Raw genomic sequence first — 18,248 nt, forward strand, 5'->3', positions numbered from 1 at the left:
TGTCGGCCAGCACGAATGCGTCGAAGCGGTCGTCTTTGTTGCCCGCGGAGCCGTAGCGGCTGCGCAGGTTCTTCACTTGGTTCGGGCTGATCACTACTACCGTCAGTCCGGCGGCCAGGAGTGTGTCGACGACCGGTCCGTCTGGTCGTTCGATCGCGACCTCGGTACAGCCGGCGCCGGTCAGGGCCTGGACAAGCTCGTGCAGGCCGGCACTGGTGTGTTCAACGGTGTGCCGCAGGACTTGTTTGCCGCGGGTGTCGACGACCGATACCGCGTGGTCGTCGTTGGCCCAGTCCAGGCCACCGGTCACCCCGTTCGCCGGCTCCGGGGGCAGACCGTCTGTCGTACTGGTCGTACTGGTCGTGCTGGTGGTGATGCTGGTCGTTCTGGTGGCAGACTTCACGTCAGCCTCCTCGCTGCTAGTACCAGTGGGGAGGCGCCCTCGTATGCCAGTGGTTCCGGAACGTGGCTGCCGGTTCGCTCACTGATCGGCGCTCGCAGCCAGTGTTGGCGTTGGCGCTCAGCCCTGTCGACGGTCCGCACGTCCCGGGTAACCACCAGTCCTCGCAGATCTCATGATGGACATCAACCGTGTCGAGCAAGCTCGGCGATGAACTGGCGGCACCTCGGGCGCATCAGCAATCCATCTGAAATCACTGACCTAAGGATGGTGCACCAGTGAGCAAGGTGGAACGCATGAGCGAGCCGGAGGCTGCACCGCCCGCATCGGCCGCGCCGGCCGCGCCGGCCGCGCCGGCCGCGCCGGCCTGGCGGGGGCCGCTGCTGCTGGTGCTGAAGCTGGTGATCGCCGCGGTCGGGGTCGTCCTGGTGATCCGGTTGGCCCGCCGGGTGGACTGGAGCCAGGTGCTCGATGCGATGGGCCGCCTGCACTGGTGGCAGCTCGCGATCATTCTGGCGGTGGTACTGGTCCGACAGACTCTCAGCGCGGTGCCGCTGGTCTTCCTGGTGCCCGGGCTCGGGCTGGGCAGGGCGGTGATGAACGGCCTCGCCGGAACGATGATCACCACCTTCACGCCGCCGCCGTCGGAGATCGTGTTGCGGCTGGCCATGTTCAAGTCCTGGCGCATCGACTCGTCCCGGGGCGCGGCCGCACTCGCGCTGAACACGTTGCTGTTCTACATGACCAGGTTTGCGGTACCGCTGCTCGGTCTGACCCTCGCGTTGTTCCTGCGCTCGGCCGGTGCCACCTACTGGTGGGCGGCGGCCTGGGGTGGGGCTCTCACCCTCGGTCTGATCGGGATCCTGGCGCTGATCTCCAAGGGCGAGAACGTCGCAGCGGCGGTCGGCCGGGGGATCGGCAACGTGCTGCACAAGGTCCGCAAACGGATCGATCCGGACGAGTGGTCCGCGCGGTTGATCGGCTTCCAGCGCGACTCGTCGTCCGATCTGGGCCGCCGGATGCTGCCGGGTGCACTGGCCCTGGTGGCGTTCGTGGTGGTCGACGGCACGGTGGTGGTCCTGTGCATGCGTTTCGTCGGAATTCCGGCCTCGGCCCTGCCCTACCTCGTGGTGATCGCGGCCGTCCTCTGTGTCTACCCGCTGACCTTCTTCCCGTTCGCCGGCATCGGCGTGCTCGACGCCGCGTTGATCGCGCTGCTCAACGACGTCAGCACGGTCGACCAGGCCGACCTGATCGCCTCATTGGTGATCTGGCGGGCGGCGACGTTGGCGTTCCCGTTGATCCCCGGTCTGGTCGCGCTCACCCTGTGGCGACGGTCCGGCAAGGACGGCGAACTCGACCTGCCGGTTGCCGGCCGGCCCTGACGGTGCGGTAGGACCCGCGCGGGCTGACGGACCCGGGTGCGGCCGACGGACCCCGGGTGCGGCCGACGGCACCGGTCGGGGATGCCAAGATGAGCGATATGCATCCTGAGCACGCCGCCACCGATCGTCCCCGTGTCCTGTCCGGGATCCAGCCGACCGCCGATTCGTTCCACATCGGCAACTATCTGGGGGCGCTGCGGCAGTGGGTGGCCCTGCAGCAGACCCATGACGCGTTCTACACCGTGGTCGACCTGCACGCGATCACCGTGGAGACCGATCCGGCACAACTGCGGCAGCGCACCAGGATCGCCGCCGCACAATTGCTGGCGATGGGGATCGATCCGGACACCTCGACGTTGTTCGTCCAGTCGCAGGTGCCGGCGCACACCCAGCTCAGCTGGGTGCTGGAGTGCCAGACCGGATTCGGCGAGGCGGGCCGGATGACGCAGTTCAAGGACAAGTCGAGCCGGACCGGCGCCGACCGGACCAGCGTCGGTCTGTTCACCTACCCGGTGCTGATGGCCGCGGACATCCTGGTCTACCAGGCGGACCGGGTTCCGGTCGGCGAGGACCAGCGGCAGCACCTGGAACTGACCCGGAACCTGGCCCAGCGCTTCAACTCTCGTTTCGGCAAGGCCTTCACCGTCCCCGAGCCGTACATCCTCGAGGAGACGGCGAAGATCTACGACCTGACCGACCCGAGCGCCAAGATGAGCAAGTCGTCACCCGGCGGTTCGCTCGATCTGCTGGCGCCGGTCAAGACTTCGGTCAAGCAGATCAAGAGCGCCGTCACCGACACAGAGCGGGAGATCCGGTACGACCAGCAGGCCAAGCCCGGCGTCTCCAATTTGCTCACCCTGCTCTCGGTACTCACGGACCGCGGCATCGGCGATCTCGAACAGGCCTACGCGGGCAAGGGTTACGGCGACCTCAAGGGCGATCTGGCCGACGCCTTCGTGGAGTTCGTCACCCCTCTGCAGGAAAAGGTTTCCGCCCTGCTGTCCGATCCCGCCGAACTCGACCGGGTGCTGGCAGCCGGCGCCGACAAGGCGCGGAGGGTCGCCGACGCGACAGTGGCGTCCGTCTATGACAAGGTCGGGTTCCTCGCCGGCTGAAACAGGAGGGTCCCGATGAACGAGCCAGGGTCGGGCGCCGACGACCCGATCGGCCTCGGCGGCAGTTACCGGGACCGGATGCGGCGGGCCGAGCAGGGCGTGTTGCTCGGCGCGGTGACCGACGCCGCGAACCCGGCCGACGCCGCAGCCGACGAATCGGCCGTGGTGAAGGCCAAGGCGTTGGCGGCGAAGGTCACCCGGAAGCCCTGGGTCGACCACCTGATCAAGGCCGCGGCCAGGTTCACCGACCGGCTCGGCAATCAGTTCGGCGCCGCCATCACCTACTTCTCCTTCCTGGCCGTGGTGCCGGTGCTGATGGTCGCCTTCGCTGTTGCGGCGTTCGTGCTGCAGGGCAACCAGCAGGCGCTGGACGACCTGAAGGACCAGGTCAACGAGCAGATACCCGGCGGTCTGATGAACGGCGTCATCGAATCGGCACTCAACAGTGCGCTGGGGATCGGCATCGTCGGCCTGGTGATCGCCCTCTATTCCGGTGTCGGCTGGATGTCGAACGTCCGGGATGCGGTGCACGCGCAGTGGCGGCTGCGATGGGAGAAGACCGAGGCCGAGAAGAAGGAGAAGTTCTACGTCCGGTACGCGAAGGATCTGCTCACCTTGATCGGCCTCGGCATCGCCATGCTGCTGTCCCTGGCGCTGACCACCGCCGGCGGCTCGGCGCAGAGCCTGGTGATCGACTGGCTCGGGCTGGATGAGGTCGGTTGGCTGCGGCCATTCTTCTCGGTGGTGCCGTTCCTGCTGGCGATCGTCGCCAGCACGCTGATGTTCGGCTGGTTCTTCCGGATGATGAAGATCCCGGAGTACAGCCCGTCACCGGCCACACTGCTCAAGGGATCGGTCGCCGCCGCCGTCGGATTCGAGGTGCTCAAACTGGCAATGACGTTCCTGATCCCGCGGCTGACGACGTCGCCGACCTTCGCGGTGTTCGGGTCGATCATCGTGCTGCTGTTCTTCTTCAACCTGGTCGCCAAGCTGGTGCTGTTCGTCGCCGCGTGGATCGGCACCGCGCCGGGTCAGGTCGATCCGGAGGTGGTGCTGCCGGAGATACCCGGCCCCGCCGTGGTGGTGCACGACGAGACCGGGCCGACCAGAACGGCCGGCCTGCTCGGCATCGGCGCTCTGGCCGGGTTCCTGGCCGGCCGGCGCAACCGCCGGAATCGGGGCTGACGGCGCCGCTATCCGGCGCCCGCCGCTATCCGGCGGGCGCGGCTATCCGGCGGGCGCGGGTGGGTCGGTCGGCGGGGGTGGGTCGGCCGGTGCCGGCGGGTTGGTCGGCGCCGGCGGATCGGTGGGCCCGGGCGGGGCCGCCTGCCGGGCACCGGCGGCGTGCGCCGGCGTCCGCCGACCGGAACCGCGCAGTCCCATCAACACCGCGACGGCTGCCAGCAGCACCACCAGGACGATGCCGATCCAGACCGCGATATTGGTCCCGGAGGTGTCGGCGGCCGCCGATTCCGTCGCCGCCGAGCTACCGGCGCCGGTAGCCATCGAGCCGGTGGTCGGCACCGCGGCGCCGGAGGACCGGCTGGTCCCGAGGGTGAGGGTGGAACGGGTCGAAGCCGGTGGCACCGAAGGGGTTTGGGCGATCCCGGTCGCCTCGGCGGCAGAGGCCACCAACCGGCCAACCGGGGTGGCGCCGTCCGGCAGCGCGAATCCCCAGTCCAGCAGCGACGCCGCCTGCATCCACTGGCGACGGGGGTGCTGGGTGCCGGCCAGCATGGTCACCACCAGTCGGCGGCCGTCCTTCTCGGCCATCCCGACGTAGGTGTTCCCGGCGGCGTCGGTGTAGCCGGTCTTGCCGCCCAATGCTCCCGGATACCCGAACAACAACTGGTTCTCGTTGGCGATGCCGAACTCGGCGTAGTCGCCGAACCCGGGCACCGTCGAGTACTTGGTGGAGATGATCCCGGGAAACGCGGACTGCTCCATGTCCGACCGGGCGATCAACGCCAGGTCGTAGGCCGAGGTCATCTGTCCAGGGCCGTCAAGGCCGGACACCGTCGCGGCCCTGGTGTCGAAAGCGCCCAACGCCTTCGCCCTGGCGTTCATGTCCTTGACGGTCTTGTCGTAGCCGCCGTTGGCGCGGGCCAGCGCGAACGCGACGTCGTTGCCCGAACCCATCATCAGGAACTGCATCAATTGCTTGACGGTGTAGCGGCCGCCAGGGCCGATGCCCACCCGTGACCCTTCCTGGTCGGCGTCCTGTTGGGTGCCGACCACCACCTTGTTCAGGTCTTTCAGGTTGCGCAGCAACACATTCATCGTCAGCAGCTTGAGGGTGCTTGCCGGCCGATAGCGACCGTGCGCGTCCTTGGCCGCCAGCACGTCGCCGGTGTCCATGTCGGCGATCAGCCAGGCCGCCGCGCTGATGTCCGGTGGCAGCGCCGGCGCGCCCTTGGGCATCGCGAACCCGCACTCGGCCAGCCGGGCACCACCCACCGTGCGGGTCGGCACGGGCAACGGAGCCGGCGATGTCCGGCCGGACGGCACCGCCTCGGAGGTGTCGTCGGCCGCCGGCGGCAGGGTCTGCTGTGAGCAGTCGTCGGTGTTCGGGGTGCTCACCGTCTCGCTCGGCGGCAGCACGCTCGGATCCTCGTCGGCGGCCGCCGGGCTGACGCCGAACGGGCCGCCGGGGAACGGCACGGTGCCGACCACCGGAGCCGCCAGCAGCGCGAGGCAGACCAGCAGGGAGCCGGCGGCCGAACGGCGTCGACGACGGGAACGTGGGTACGGGTCCGAAAGGATCATCGCTTGGCAGGGTACCGAGTGGCCGGGAACCGGCTTTCAGCCGAGCGAGAGGTCTGTGGTGAGCATCGCAGCCGTTGCGAAGACGGCGATGGCCGCGACCACCACGCTGGACACCAGCTGGTACGCCGGCCCGCTGCGACCGGCACGGCGGCGGTCGTGCAGCACCAGCGCCGCGTAGCCGGCCGTCACCCAGACCATCGCCAGGTCCCAGACCAGTCCGATGCCGGTGGCCCAGCGGGCGGCCATCGAGTTCCAGTCCAGCCGGCTGATGCCGCCGCCGAGCAGGTAGACCGGCAGCAGGTGTCCGAGCAGCAGCAGTACGGCGGCCAGCCCCAGCCAGAGCCGGGCGCGCGGCGCGGCCGTCGGCCGGGTGGCGATGCCGGCTCGGTTACGCGGTGTGGTCATCCTGTCCCTCCGAATAGCACGGAGGACGGATACCACAGCAACAGCACGGCCGCGATCACCGTCAGCAACAGCCAGAAACCGAGGGTCGCCAACAGCAGCCGGCGGCGCAGCAGCTCGCTGGTACCGGATGCGGTGACCGGTCGGGTTCCGCTGCGGCCGGAACTCGCGGTGCTCGGTCCGGCCTCCGCCACGCGTCCGTCATCGCGGGCATCGGCGTACTGCATGATCAGCAGCCGGACCGTGTCCAACGCGAAGTAGATGACGCCGGAGACCAGTACCACCGCGACCACCGCGACCGGCAGCGAGCGATACACGTCGACCAGCCGCAGGAATCGCTCGGGTGAATAGCGGACCAGCAGGAAACCGCAGATCAGCAGCAGGACGGTGACCAGCAGGGCACTCTGGCCGGCGACCCGCGCCCTGGCCGGCCAGCGGGCCTTCGGACCGGTTCGCGGCAGCCATCGCCGACGGGGGCCGCGGCGGGTCACGCCTCGGCCTGGACTGACGGTCGGTGGCGGCAAGCGCGGTGGTCCTCACGTGGTCGCGAACGGCAGGAACGGCCACTTCACTGTAACGATCTCGTCGCGCAGGCTGGTCAGGCATTCCGTTAGGCCGATCGGGCGGTTACGGTGACTCGTCCCCTTACCCCCGGGCGCATGCTCTCGGATGCGGTGGCGGGCCCTACCTGGGTCCATGCCATCGCGGGTGCTCAACGACAAGGATGGTGATGACCGTGCGCATTGAGCGCAATGGTTCCCGGCGCTTCCGGGCCGCGGCCCTGGCCGGAACAGCGGCGTTGGCCCTGGTGCTCAGCGCCTGCGGCAGCGACAACAACGCGGGTAGCGGAACGACGTCTGCCCCGACGTCTGCCCCGACCAGCGAGTCGCCGGCCGCGACCAGTGAGTCGCCGGCTGCGACCAGTGAGTCGCCGGCTGCCACGGGTTCCGGGGCCCCCCCAGCCGTCGAGATGACGGGCGACAAGGCCGCGGTCAAGGTCGGCATGGCGTACGACGTCGGCGGTCGTGGTGACCAGTCGTTCAACGACTCGGCCGCCCGCGGCCTGGACAAGGCCAAGGCCGCCGGGGTGACGATCGTCAACGAGATCGAGGCCACCGCCACCGACACCGACGCGCAGCGCGAGGACCGGCTGCGACAGCTCGCCGAGGGCGGGGCGAACGTCGTCATCGCCGTCGGGTTCGCCTACGAGCCGGCACTGGCCAAGGCCGCCCCGGACTACCCGGATGTGCACTTCGCGATCATCGACGACGCGACGCTCTGCGACCCGGCCGCCAAGGGCGGACCGGTGAAGAACGTCGCCTGCCTGACCTTCGCCGAGGAGCAGGGCTCCTACCTGGTCGGCGTTGCGGCCGCGCTCAAGTCGAAGACCGGCAAGATCGGCTTCGTCGGCGGCGTCAACACCCCGCTGATCCAGAAGTTCCAGGCCGGTTTCGAGGCCGGGGTCAAGGCCACCAAGGCCGACGACACCGTCACCCCCAAGTACATCACCGAGCCGCCGGACTTCTCCGGGTTCAACGACCCGGGTAAGGGCGAGACCATCGCCAAGGGCATGTACGACGGCGGGTCGGACATCGTGTACGCAGCGGCCGGCGGTTCCGGCGCCGGCGTCTTCAAGGCGGCCAAGGCGGCCAAGGGCTGGGGGATCGGCGTCGACTCCGACCAGTACAACGCCCCGACCCTGTCCGCGGTCAAGGACGTCATCCTGACCTCGATGGTCAAGAACGTCGACGTCGCGGTGTGGGACGACATCGCCGGCGCGGTGAACGGCAAGCCGCTCACCGGCCAGCACGTCTACGACCTCAAGGTCGGTGGCGTCGGCTACGCCACCTCCGGCGGGTTCGTCGACGACATCGTGCCGCAGCTGGAAGCGGCCAAGGCGAAGATCATCTCCGGTGAGATCAAGGTGCCGAGCACCGTCGGCTGATCCGCTGCAGTGAGTCGGTCCGGTCCCGGCGGGTGCAACCTGTCGGGACCGGACCGTTTCTGATATGCACAGCTTCTGATATGCACAGCACTGAGGTGCCACTGTCTCTGAACGGCACCGTCAGCTCGGCTCACCACGCGGAAGGCAGAACATGGCCCATCCAGCAGACCCGCCGCCGGGCGATCCGGTCGAGCCGCCACCCGTCACCCGCGGGGCTGGTGCACCGCCGGCCGTGCAGCTGACCGGGATCACCAAGCGCTTCCCTGGCGTCGTCGCGAACTCCGACATCACCTTCACCGTCGCCCGCGGCACCGTGCACGCGCTGGTCGGGGAGAACGGCGCGGGCAAGTCGACGCTGATGAAGACGCTGTACGGAATGCACCGCCCGGACGAGGGCAGCATCGAGGTCGACGGCCGGCCCGTCACCTTCCACAGTCCGGCCGACGCGATCGCCGCCGGCATCGGCATGGTGCACCAGCACTTCATGTTGGCCGACAACCTGACGGTCTGGGAGAACATCGTCCTGGGATCCGAACCGGTCAACGGAGTCCGGCTGGACTCCCGATCGGCGATCGACAAGATCCGCGCGCTGGGCACCAGCTACGGGCTGACGGTCGACCCGGAACGGCTGGTCGAATCGCTCGGCGTCGGCGAGCGGCAACGGGTGGAGATCATCAAGGTGCTCTACCGCGGGGCGAAGATCCTCATTCTGGACGAGCCGACCGCCGTGCTGGTGCCGCAAGAGGTCGACGAGCTGTTCGGCAACCTGCGCGAGCTCAAGAGCGAGGGGCTGACGATCATCTTCATCTCGCACAAGCTCGACGAGGTGCGGGCGATCGCGGACGAGATCACCGTCATCCGCCGCGGCACCACCGTCGGCACCGCAGATCCGAAGGCCGTCACCAACTCCCAGCTCGCCGAGATGATGGTCGGCTCCGAACTGCCGGTTCCCGAGCTGCGCGACTCCACGGTCACCGACCGGGTGGTGCTCGATCTGGCCGGCGTGACGGTCGTCGACGGGGACGGCCGCCCGGTACTCACCGACATCACCGCCGCGATCCACGCGGGCGAGGTGCTCGGGATCGCCGGGGTCGAGGGCAACGGGCAGGCCGAACTGGTCGACGCGATCATGGGGATCCGGCCGATCAGCGCCGGCCGGGTCGAACTGGCCGGGGTGGACGTCACCAAGCTGTCCACCCTGCGCCGGCGTGAGGCGGGGATCGGCTTCATTCCGGAGGACCGGCATCGCCAGGGGTTGATCCTGGAGGGAACCCTCTGGGAGAACAGGATTCTCGGGCACCAGACGCGGCCTCCGTCAGCCCGGGGTTTCCGGTTGAACCGGTCCGGTGCGCGTAAGGACACCCAGCGGATCGTCGATGAGTACGACGTCCGCACCCCCGGCATCGAGGTGAAGGCGAACTCGCTGTCGGGCGGGAACCAGCAGAAGCTGATCGTTGGCCGGGAGATGAGCGGTGACCCGGTGCTGCTGATCGCCTCCCACCCCACCCGCGGCGTCGATGTCGGTGCCCAGGCGGCGATCTGGGAGCACCTGCGGCGGGCGCGCGAGGCCGGTCTGGCGGTACTGCTCATCTCGGCCGACCTGGAGGAGCTGATCGGGATGTCCGACACGCTGACGGTGATCCTGCGCGGCAAGCTGGCCGGCAGCTACGACCCCGCAGCGGTGACGCCCGAGCAGCTCGGCATCGCGATGACCGGCGGCGACCTCGGGCAGGTGGCTTCGTGAGTGAGCTTGCGAACGAACCATCGGCACAGCACGAGGACCGCCCGCGAGGGACTTCAGGGATGAAATCATGACGAACAGTCGCCGGTTCTGGCTCGCCGTCGCCGCACCGCTCGGGGCGCTGGTGGTGGCGTTCATCGTCACCACGTTGGTGCTGTTGCTGACCGGCAGCAACCCGTTCGACGCCTATGCCGCGCTCGGCGGCGCGTTCAAGACGCCGCGGATCGTGGTCAACACGGTGAACACCGCGACCACCTACTACCTGGCGGCGGTGGCGGTGGCCATCGGCTTCAAGATGAACCTGTTCAACATCGGCGTCGACGGGCAGTACCGGCTGGCGGCGATGTTGGCCGCCGCGTTCGCCGGCGGCGCGTTCATGTCCGGGTTGCCGTCGGTACTGCGGATCATCCTGACGCTGGCCGCGGCGATGGCCGTCGGCGCGGCCTGGGCCGGCATCGCCGCGTTCCTCAAGGCCACTCGCGGGGTCAGCGAGGTGATCTCCACGATCATGCTGAACGCCATCGCCACCGCGCTGATCGCCTATCTGCTGGCGCCGGGCCGGTTGGCCATCGCGCAGGGCAACAACGTGCTGACCCAGCCGATCACCGAGGGCGGGTACCTGCCGAACATCGACATCCCCGGCTCGTCCAGCCAGCTCTACACCTTGATCTTCCTGGCCGCACTGGTCGGGCTCGGCTACTGGTGGGTGTTGAACCGCACCGTGTTCGGCTTCTCCATCAAGGCCACCGGACTGTCCGAGACCTCCGCGGTGGCCAGCGGTATCAGCGTCAAGCGGATGGTGGTGTCGGCGATGCTGCTGTCCGGCGCGATCGCCGGGCTGGTCGGCATGCCGGAACTGCTGAACGGCGACACCCACGCCTATTCGCTGAACTTCCCGGCCGGCATCGGCTTCACCGGCATCGCGATCGCGCTGCTGGGCCGCAACCACCCGGTCGGGATGGTCTTCTCGGCGTTGCTCTGGTCGGCCCTGGACTCCTCGTCCAACTCGCTGCAGGGCGCCGGGGTGCCCAAGGAACTGGTCACCATCATGCAGGGCGTGATGCTGTTCGCGGTGGTGATCGCCTACGAGGTGGTCCGGCGGTACCGGCTGGTGCTGGAACAGAAGGCGGTGGCCAGAACGCTGGCCGCGGCCAGGACGACCGGCGACCCGAACGAGGTGGCGGCGCGATGACGATGACGACGGATCCGGAGCCGCTGGCCCGGCCGGTCAAGAAGAAGGCGCGGACCCTCGGTCCGCTGGCCTGGGTCGGCCTGGCCGCGCTCGGGCTGCTGCTGTTCGCGACGGTCCGGCAGCTCACCGGCGCGACCAACCTGACGTCCTCCGGCGCCATCCAGGCGGCGATCGGGGCGGCCGCGCCGATCGCGCTGGCCGGGCTGTCCGGCCTGTGGTCGGAGCGCTCCGGCGTGGTGAACATCGGCATCGAGGGAATGATGGTGCTCGGCACCTTCGGCGCCGGCTGGGCGGGCTACCAGTGGGGTCCGTGGGCCGGCATCTTCTTCGCGCTGGTCTGCGGGGCACTCGGTGGGCTGCTGCACGCGATGGCCACCGTCACCTTCGGGGTCGACCACATCATCTCCGGTGTGGCGATCAACATCATCGCGCCGGGGTTCACCCTGTATCTGGCGAAGCTGTTGTTCACCAACGCGCCCGGCGGCGGGCAGAAGCAGTCGCCGCCGGTGAGCGACGTCTATCGGATCACCATTCCCGGGTTGAGCAACTGGCTGGGCACCATCGAGGACAAGCAGATCTTCTTCGTCTCCGACCTGGCCGGCATCCTGCGTGGCGCCACTACCCACCTGAGCGTGTTCACCGTACTGGCGGTGCTGCTCATCGTGCTGAGCGGCTGGGTGCTGTGGCGCACCAGGTTCGGCCTGCGGGTGCGGTCCTGCGGCGAGGCGCCCTATGCCGCCGAGTCGCTGGGCGTCAACGTGATCAAGTACAAGTTCGCCGCGGTCACCATCTCCGGCGCGACCGCCGGGCTGGCCGGGGCATTCCTGGTGGTGGGCCTGAAGTTCCAGGACGGACAGACGGGCGGCCGCGGCTACATCGGGCTGGCCGCGATGATCTTCGGCAACTGGCGGCCGGGCGGGATGGCGATGGGTGCCGCGCTGTTCGGCTACACCGACGGCATGCAGCTGTACGACACCGGTGGCGCGATCCACGCGCTGCTGCTGATCCTGGCGGTGGCCCTGGTGGTGGTGGCGATCCTGCAGATGCGGCGCGGCCACTACACGATCGGTGCGGTGAGCCTGGTGATCGCTGCGCTGTCGGCGATCTGGTTCTTCAGCACCGACGACCTGCCTGGTCAGCTGGTGACGGCGGCGCCGTACGCGATCACCCTGCTGGTGATGGGCCTGGCGTCGCAGAATCTGCGAATGCCCAAGGCCGACGGCCTGATCTACCGCAAGGGTGAGCATTAGCCGATGACTGCCGACATCGATTGGGAAGCGTTGCGGCGCACCGCGATCAACGCGGCGCAGTCGGCGTACTGCCCGTACTCGCGGTTACAGGTAGGGGCGGCGGCGTTGGTGCGCGGCGCCGACGGGCAGCTGCGGGTGATCACCGGCTGCAACGTGGAGAACGCCTCGTACGGACTGGGTGCCTGCGCCGAGGTGACGATGGCCGGCCAGCTGCACCTGTCCGGCGGCGGCGCCCTGGTCGCGGTGGCCTGCCGGTCGGGTGCCGGGGAGCTGCTGATGCCCTGCGGCCGGTGCCGTCAGGTGATCTACGAGTTCGGCGGGCCATCGTTGTTGGTGGACACCCCCGAGGGTCCCCGCGACATGACCTGGGTGCTGCCCGCCGCCTTCGGCCCCGAGTTCCTCCCCACCTGACCCCCCTGGTGGCGCTTATCAACATCGAAGGCGCTTGCGAAATTGACTACTTGCGCCACTCCAGTCCCACAACGTCCAAGTTGGAAAGCGCCTGAGATGTTGATAAGCGCCGAAGGAGAGCAGATGGCACAGCAGGGATTTGCGGCGGTGGACGTAATCCGCGCCAAGCGGGACGGTGGCGCGCTGACCGACGAGCAGGTCGACTGGGTGATCGATGCCTACACCCGCGGCGAGGTGGCAGAGGAGCAGATGTCGGCGCTGCTGATGGCGATCTTCCTGAACGGGATGACGCCCCCGGAGATCGCCCGCTGGACGTCCGCGATGATCGGCTCCGGCATCCGGCTCGACCTGTCGACGGTCGGCCGGCCCACCGTCGACAAGCACTCGACAGGCGGTGTGGGGGACAAGATCTCGCTGCCGCTGGCGCCGCTGGTCGCTGCCTGCGGTGCGGCGGTGCCGCAATTGTCCGGCCGTGGCCTCGGGCACACCGGCGGCACCCTGGACAAGATGGAGTCCATCGCCGGCTGGAACCCGCTGCTCTCAGCGACTTCGATGACGGCGCAGCTCGCCCAGGTGGGTGCGGTGATCTGCGCGGCCTCCGCCGATCTCGCGCCGGCCGATCGCAAGTTGTACGCGCTGCGGGACGTGACCTCGACGGTCGAGTCGATCCCGATGATCGCCGCGTCGATCATGAGCAAGAAGATCGCCGAAGGTACCGATGCGCTGGTGCTGGACGTCAAGGTCGGTTCCGGGGCGTTCATGAAGGATCGGGAATCGGCCCGGCGCCTCGCCCGGACCATGGTGGAACTCGGCGCGGCCCACGGGGTTTCGACGACTGCGCTGCTCACCGACATGTCGGTGCCGCTGGGGCTGGCAGTCGGCAACGCGGTCGAGGTGGCCGAGTCGCTTGAGGTGCTGGCCGGCGGCGGCCCGGCCGATGTGGTGGAGCTGACCCTGGCGCTGGCCACCGAGATGGTTGCGTTGGCCGGGCTGGACGCCGATCCGGCCGAGGTGCTGGCCTCGGGCAGGGCGATGGACCGCTGGCGGGCGATGGTGAGCGCGCAGGGCGGCGACCCGGATGCCCCGTTGCCGGCCCCGAAGCACACCCGGGTGGTGACGGCGGAGTCGTCCGGCGTGGTCACCGGGATGGATGCGCTGGCCGTCGGCACCGCCGCCTGGCGGCTCGGCGCCGGCCGGGCCCGCAAGGAGGACGCGGTGCAGTACGCCGCCGGCCTGCTCTGCCGGGCCAAACCGGGGGACGCCGTCAACGCCGGTGACCCGCTGTTCGAGCTGCACACCGACACCCCGGAGCGGTTCGACGCGGCGATCGCCGAACTCGCCGGCGCCGTCACCATCGGCGCGACCGCCGCCGAACGCCCCGGCATCGTGCTGGAGACCGTTCGCGGCTGAGCGGATTCCGCGGCGCAACCAGTACGGTCTGTTCATGTCGAACGTCACCCCGGCCGCCCTCACCGCAGACACCATCCGCACTGCTCCCAAGGTACTGCTGCACGATCACCTCGATGGTGGCCTCCGGCCGGCCACCGTGATCGAACTCGCGGCGCAGAACGGTTACCAGGGACTGCCGAGCACCGACGCCGACGAGCTCGGCCGCTGGTTCGTCGAGGCAGCCGATTCCGGTTCGCTGGAGCGGTATCTGGAGACCTTCGCGCACACCGTCGGGGTGATGCAGACGAAGCAGGCGCTCACCAGGGTCGCCTCCGAATGCGCCCAGGACCTGGCCGCCGACGGGGTGGTCTACGCCGAGGTGCGGTTCGCGCCGGAACTGCACACCACTACCGGGCTGACGTTGGCCGAGGTGGTGCAGGCGGTGCTGGACGGGTTCGCGGCCGGCAGCGCCGCGGCGGCCGCCGCCGGCAACACCATCCGGATCCGGGCACTGTTGACGGCCATGCGGCACGCCGCCTATTCGCTGGAGATCGCCGAGCTGGCAGTGGCTTTCCGTGATCGGGAGGTGGCCGGGTTCGATATCGCGGGCGCGGAGGCGGGGTTCCCGCCGAGCCGGCACCTGAACGCCTTCGAGTACCTGCGACGCGAGAACGCGCACTTCACCATCCATGCCGGCGAGGGGTTCGGATTGCCGTCGATCTGGGAAGCACTGCAGTGGTGCGGCGCCGACCGGCTGGGCCACGGCGTGCGGATCGTCGATGACATCGACTCCAACCTGACCACCGACGGCAGCGGTCCGACGCTCGGGCTGCTGGCCCAGTACATCCGCGACAAGCGGATTCCGCTGGAGATGGCGCCGAGCTCGAACGTGCAGACCGGGGCAGCGGCATCGATCGCCGAGCATCCGATCGGTCTGCTCACCGACCTCAAGTTCCGGGTCACCGTGAACACCGACAACCGGCTGATGTCCGGCTGCAGCATGACCAGCGAGATGACCGCCCTGGTCGAGGCTTTCGGCTACGGCTGGGACAAGTTGCAGTGGTTCACCATCAATGCGATGAAGTCGGCCTTCCTGCCCTTCGACGAGCGACTGACGCTGATCAACACGGTGATCAAGCCCGGCTATGCGCGCCTGATCGGCAACGCCGGCTGAGCCGGGTCAGCCGGCCGCCGCGGTGCGGCGGATGGCTCGCTGGATCATCGAGCGGAAGACCGGTCCGTGCACAGCGCCGACCGGCACGAAGTACAGCCGGCCGCGCCAGCCGTGGAACCTGACGACCGTGGTGGCCTGCAACAGGTTCCGGTCCGGGTCGACGGCAATGCCGGCCCAGAAGTCGAGATGTCGGTCGCGTACCTCGACCAGGGCTTCCTGTCCGGCCACCGAGTCCACCTGAAAGGTGCCGGCGCCGCCCGACTTGGCCCCGATCAGCGGCGCCAGCACGTTGCGGGCGGCCATCAGCGCCATCACCGGCGACGGCGTGCTGCGCGGGCTGAAGATCCGCCGCACCCACGCCGCCGGATCGGGCTCGGAACCGGCGGGGATGGCGAAGATCTGTGAATCGGCGAAGTCTGGCTGCGGGCAGCGCTCGAAGGCCTGCGAGCGCATCACTGCGGGAAGGTCGGACGTGAGCGACATGACCATACGGTACCGTATGGTCATGACCGACGGAACCCCAAGACGCCGGCTGTCCCGTCAGGATTGGATCGCTGCCGCCGTGCACGCGCTCGTGATCTCGGGGCCGGACGCCGTCGCCATCGAACCGCTGGCGGCGACACTCGGCGCGACGAAAGGCTCCGGCTACCACCACTTCCGGTCCCGCGGCGAGTTGCTGGACGCGGCTCTGCAGGAATACCTGGACGAACACACCAGGGCGATCGTCGATGAGGTCGAGGACGCCGGCGGGACGGCCAGGGAACGTTACGAGCGGCTGTTCACCACCATCGAGGAACGACACAGCCGAGGCGTCCGGAGCAATGAGCTGCAGCTGCTGGCCAGTACCGAACCCTCGGTCCGGGCGATGATGACGAAGATCAGCACCGAACGGATCGGCTACCTGCAGGTTCTGATGCGTCAGGCCGGATTCGATGACGCCGAGGCGCACCGGCGCGCGACGATCGCCTACTTCGCCTACCTCGGGCAACAGGCACTAGCCGGGGCACTGCCGTCCCTGCTGCCGCAGACCCGGACTGCCGCTGCCGCGTTGAAGACGTCGATCATCGACGTGATGTTGTCGCCGGCGCCCTGAGTGCCGGACCAGAGCTACCTGCTGTCGTCGGCGGCTTCGTCACCCGCGGTGTTGTCGTCATCGGCTTCGTCGTCATCGGCGGCAGGCTGCTCGAACTGTTCGGCTTCGTCGTGAGCGTCCCAGTCGAGGTTCCCGCTGAACCGCTCGGTGAGCACCACGAACGCCGCCGACTCGTCATCGAACGGGGGTGACGGCGGAATCCGGTCGGCATCGGGGTGCACGATCGCGGAGATCAGGTGTCCCAGCGGCGAAGCAGAGCTCAGCGCATCGGTGGTCTCGTCGTCGCCGCGGGCGAGGGCCGCATCGGTCAGCAGCTCGGTGGCCAGCGACAGTTGCTTGCGGTTCAGCCCGCCCGGTCCGGTCAGCAGCCCCTCGGCGACTCCGTCGAGCTGGTAGGTGTTCTCCGGACCCGCGACCACGGCGGCATCGCCCTCGGCGATCGCCGAACCGATCACGCTCCAGGCCTCGAGGTTCGTCATCGAGTTGTTGACCGTGCCGTCGGTCAAGTAGTTCTCCAGCCGTTCCGGCGACGAGAAGATGAGCACCCGTCCTCCGGTGGACAGGAACACCGGCTCCTCGTCCAGATAGCAGCGAAGGGTCCAACCGGTGCGTTCGCCGACCGTCAACTCGACCGGGTCGATGCCGACGCCGTCCCAGAAGATCAGGTCCGGGTCGCGCTCGGCATCGTCGTCGTCATCGGAATCGGAATCGTCGGTGAGCACGGCTTCGACGGCGGCGAGCTCTTCCTCGGCGGTGGCCAATTCGTCGGGGTCGACCTCGGGGGTGGTGACCAGATGATCCAGTGCGTCGACGACCTTGTCCCACTTCTCGGCCACCACGCCGCCGATCTCGTCCCACAGCTTCTCGCCGGTCCGGCCGGCGAAGGCCGCCTCGCCGTGGGACAGCAGCGCGAACCCGTCAGAGGAATCGAGTACCTCCTCGATCACCTCGAGGTCGCAGACCTCGGCCAGCGACCGGAGAATCGCCACGATGTCGGCCAGCTCGGCCAACGCCCAGACGTCTGCGGGTTCGGCCACCAGGTCCGGCACCCCGACGATGTCGAACCGGTGGTCCTCGTCGGGCTTGAGTTCGTCGGCCAGCGCGGTCACCGTCGTCTCCCACTCGGGGTGATCGGACAGGTCGTGCTCGTCGACGCCGCGGATGAACGCGGCCAGTTGCGCGACCGTCGGGAAGACGTAGAGGTCGTCCTCGTGGCCGAGGAAGGCCTCCCATTCCTCGCCGTCCTCCAACCAGCGCGGTGCCCACAGGGTGTAGCCGTTCCCCTCGGTCAGTCCGAGTTGGATCGGGACGATGTCAGCAGCCACGTGAGTGGGTCCTTCCGGGAGATATCACGTCAATTCGGCCTGACGCCCAGGGCCGCTCCCGAGGGTAGCGGGTCGGCGGGACAACCCCGCTACGCGTGGCCGGGACAACCCCGCTACGCGTGGCCGGGACAACCCCGCTACACGTGGCCGGGACAACCCCGCTACGGGTCAGAGTGCGCTCATCACATGCTTGACCCGGGTGTAGTCCTCCAGCGCGTACATGGACAGGTCTTTGCCGTAGCCGGAGTGGCCGAATCCGCCGTGTGGCATCTCGGCCACCAGCGGGATGTGGGTGTTGATCCAGACGCAGCCGAAGTTGAGGGCGTTCGAGACCCGCAGTGCCGTGGCGTGATCCCGGGTCCATACCGATGACGCCAGACCGTAGGGAGTTCCGTTGCCCAGTCGCAGCGCGTCCGCTTCGGTGTCGTCGGCGGACAGCTTCTGCACGGTGATGACGGGCCCGAAGATCTCCTCGTTCACCGCCTCGTCGTCCGGCCGCAGCGCCGACACCACGGTGGGTGAGTAGAAGAAGCCCGGTCGGTCGAGCGCGCTGCCGCCGGCGTCCACGGAGGCGTGATCGGGTAGCCGGCTCACCATCGCGGCTACCCGCTCGAGCTGTGCGGCATTGTTGAGCGGCCCGTACAACGCGTCGGTGTTGCT

At 68.7% G+C, this 18,248-nt stretch carries 18 protein-coding genes; 11 read left to right on the forward strand and 7 right to left on the reverse strand.

From position 1 onward, the window contains the following. Positions 1-334 (reverse strand): IS110 family transposase (locus K340_RS0120805; protein WP_211229573.1); only part of this gene is annotated, 334 nt, incomplete at its 3' end. Positions 335-696: 362 nt separating this feature from the next. Between K340_RS0120805 and K340_RS0120810 the strand changes: the two genes are divergently transcribed. The 3 genes from K340_RS0120810 (at position 697) to yhjD (ending at position 4,085) form a co-directional block, all read left to right on the forward strand. After that, positions 697-1,785, forward strand: a complete 1,089-nt coding sequence (locus tag K340_RS0120810) for a lysylphosphatidylglycerol synthase domain-containing protein (protein WP_154674400.1) — start codon at positions 697-699, stop codon at positions 1,783-1,785. Between the two features lie 89 nt (positions 1,786-1,874). Then, complete coding sequence (gene trpS, locus K340_RS0120815) at positions 1,875-2,900, forward strand: tryptophan--tRNA ligase (RefSeq protein ID WP_029138118.1); 1,026 nt, start codon at positions 1,875-1,877, stop codon at positions 2,898-2,900. 15 nt (positions 2,901-2,915) lie between these two features. After that, positions 2,916-4,085: an inner membrane protein YhjD gene (gene yhjD, locus K340_RS32030; protein ID WP_051267074.1), complete on the forward strand. Its 1,170-nt coding sequence runs from the start codon at positions 2,916-2,918 to the stop codon at positions 4,083-4,085. A 42-nt stretch (positions 4,086-4,127) separates the two neighbouring features. Here yhjD and K340_RS34640 read toward each other — a convergent pair whose 3' ends face one another. From K340_RS34640 to K340_RS0120835, 3 genes are read right to left on the reverse strand one after another with little or no spacing between them, the layout of a single operon-like run. After that, entirely contained in the window at positions 4,128-5,666 is a 1,539-nt protein-coding gene (locus K340_RS34640) for a D-alanyl-D-alanine carboxypeptidase family protein (RefSeq protein WP_051267076.1), read from the reverse strand. 36 nt (positions 5,667-5,702) lie between these two features. After that, positions 5,703-6,071 carry a hypothetical protein gene (locus K340_RS34645; RefSeq protein WP_051267078.1) on the reverse strand — a complete coding sequence of 123 codons (369 nt, stop codon included), beginning with the start codon at positions 6,069-6,071 and terminating at the stop codon, positions 5,703-5,705. Next, entirely contained in the window at positions 6,068-6,559 is a 492-nt protein-coding gene (locus K340_RS0120835; protein WP_029138119.1) for a hypothetical protein, read from the reverse strand. Before K340_RS0120835 ends, K340_RS34645 begins: the two co-directional genes overlap by 4 nt. Positions 6,560-6,798: 239 nt before the next feature. On the opposite strand from K340_RS0120835, the gene K340_RS0120840 reads away from it, so the two are divergent. The 7 genes from K340_RS0120840 (at position 6,799) to K340_RS0120870 (ending at position 15,170) form a co-directional block, all read left to right on the forward strand. Continuing rightward, positions 6,799-8,013 carry a BMP family lipoprotein gene (locus K340_RS0120840; RefSeq protein WP_051267085.1) on the forward strand — a complete coding sequence of 405 codons (1,215 nt, stop codon included), beginning with the start codon at positions 6,799-6,801 and terminating at the stop codon, positions 8,011-8,013. Between the two features lie 151 nt (positions 8,014-8,164). Continuing rightward, positions 8,165-9,757 carry an ABC transporter ATP-binding protein gene (locus K340_RS32045; RefSeq protein WP_051267080.1) on the forward strand — a complete coding sequence of 531 codons (1,593 nt, stop codon included), beginning with the start codon at positions 8,165-8,167 and terminating at the stop codon, positions 9,755-9,757. Between the two features lie 67 nt (positions 9,758-9,824). Further along, positions 9,825-10,946 carry an ABC transporter permease gene (locus K340_RS0120850; RefSeq protein ID WP_037366049.1) on the forward strand — a complete coding sequence of 374 codons (1,122 nt, stop codon included), beginning with the start codon at positions 9,825-9,827 and terminating at the stop codon, positions 10,944-10,946. Further along, entirely contained in the window at positions 10,943-12,196 is a 1,254-nt protein-coding gene (locus K340_RS0120855; RefSeq protein WP_029138122.1) for an ABC transporter permease, read from the forward strand. The genes K340_RS0120850 and K340_RS0120855 overlap by 4 nt, the downstream gene beginning before the upstream one ends. Positions 12,197-12,199: 3 nt before the next feature. After that, positions 12,200-12,607 carry a cytidine deaminase gene (locus K340_RS0120860; RefSeq protein ID WP_029138123.1) on the forward strand — a complete coding sequence of 136 codons (408 nt, stop codon included), beginning with the start codon at positions 12,200-12,202 and terminating at the stop codon, positions 12,605-12,607. A gap of 123 nt (positions 12,608-12,730) precedes the next feature. Beyond that, complete coding sequence (locus K340_RS0120865; RefSeq protein WP_029138124.1) at positions 12,731-14,017, forward strand: thymidine phosphorylase; 1,287 nt, start codon at positions 12,731-12,733, stop codon at positions 14,015-14,017. 34 nt (positions 14,018-14,051) lie between these two features. Beyond that, the gene (locus tag K340_RS0120870) at positions 14,052-15,170 is read left to right on the forward strand and encodes an adenosine deaminase (RefSeq protein WP_029138125.1); all 1,119 of its coding nucleotides are present in this window, start codon (positions 14,052-14,054) and stop codon (positions 15,168-15,170) included. A 6-nt stretch (positions 15,171-15,176) separates the two neighbouring features. Here K340_RS0120870 and K340_RS0120875 read toward each other — a convergent pair whose 3' ends face one another. After that, a complete protein-coding gene (locus K340_RS0120875) occupies positions 15,177-15,653 on the reverse strand; it encodes a DUF2867 domain-containing protein (RefSeq protein ID WP_029138126.1) in 477 nt (158 codons plus the stop codon). A gap of 22 nt (positions 15,654-15,675) precedes the next feature. Here K340_RS0120875 and K340_RS32050 point away from each other — a divergent pair, with 22 nt between their 5' ends. Beyond that, a complete protein-coding gene (locus K340_RS32050) occupies positions 15,676-16,263 on the forward strand; it encodes a TetR/AcrR family transcriptional regulator (RefSeq protein WP_161632157.1) in 588 nt (195 codons plus the stop codon). Positions 16,264-16,277: 14 nt separating this feature from the next. Here K340_RS32050 and K340_RS32055 read toward each other — a convergent pair whose 3' ends face one another. Both K340_RS32055 and K340_RS0120890 read right to left on the reverse strand, forming a co-directional pair. After that, positions 16,278-17,588, reverse strand: coding sequence for a primosomal protein (locus K340_RS32055; protein WP_211229572.1), 1,311 nt, complete (start codon positions 17,586-17,588; stop codon positions 16,278-16,280). A gap of 168 nt (positions 17,589-17,756) precedes the next feature. After that, the coding region (locus K340_RS0120890) for an aldehyde dehydrogenase family protein (RefSeq protein ID WP_029138127.1) at positions 17,757-18,248 on the reverse strand (492 nt) is incomplete at its 5' end.

The sequence above is a fragment of the Nakamurella lactea DSM 19367 genome (genome assembly GCF_000426645.1).
Lineage (GTDB): Bacteria > Actinomycetota > Actinomycetes > Mycobacteriales > Nakamurellaceae > Nakamurella > Nakamurella lactea.

Coding starts and splice junctions, on each gene's coding strand:
- K340_RS0120810 (WP_154674400.1), top strand. CDS start 697: ATGAGCGAGCCGGAGGCTGCACCGCCCGCATCGGCCGCGCCGGCCGCG.
- trpS (WP_029138118.1), top strand. CDS start 1,875: ATGAGCGATATGCATCCTGAGCACGCCGCCACCGATCGTCCCCGTGTC.
- yhjD (WP_051267074.1), top strand. CDS start 2,916: ATGAACGAGCCAGGGTCGGGCGCCGACGACCCGATCGGCCTCGGCGGC.
- K340_RS34640 (WP_051267076.1), bottom strand. CDS start 5,666: ATGATCCTTTCGGACCCGTACCCACGTTCCCGTCGTCGACGCCGTTCG.
- K340_RS34645 (WP_051267078.1), bottom strand. CDS start 6,071: ATGACCACACCGCGTAACCGAGCCGGCATCGCCACCCGGCCGACGGCC.
- K340_RS0120840 (WP_051267085.1), top strand. CDS start 6,799: ATGACCGTGCGCATTGAGCGCAATGGTTCCCGGCGCTTCCGGGCCGCG.
- K340_RS32045 (WP_051267080.1), top strand. CDS start 8,165: ATGGCCCATCCAGCAGACCCGCCGCCGGGCGATCCGGTCGAGCCGCCA.
- K340_RS0120850 (WP_037366049.1), top strand. CDS start 9,825: ATGACGAACAGTCGCCGGTTCTGGCTCGCCGTCGCCGCACCGCTCGGG.
- K340_RS0120855 (WP_029138122.1), top strand. CDS start 10,943: ATGACGATGACGACGGATCCGGAGCCGCTGGCCCGGCCGGTCAAGAAG.
- K340_RS0120860 (WP_029138123.1), top strand. CDS start 12,200: ATGACTGCCGACATCGATTGGGAAGCGTTGCGGCGCACCGCGATCAAC.
- K340_RS0120865 (WP_029138124.1), top strand. CDS start 12,731: ATGGCACAGCAGGGATTTGCGGCGGTGGACGTAATCCGCGCCAAGCGG.
- K340_RS0120870 (WP_029138125.1), top strand. CDS start 14,052: ATGTCGAACGTCACCCCGGCCGCCCTCACCGCAGACACCATCCGCACT.
- K340_RS0120875 (WP_029138126.1), bottom strand. CDS start 15,653: ATGTCGCTCACGTCCGACCTTCCCGCAGTGATGCGCTCGCAGGCCTTC.
- K340_RS32050 (WP_161632157.1), top strand. CDS start 15,676: ATGACCGACGGAACCCCAAGACGCCGGCTGTCCCGTCAGGATTGGATC.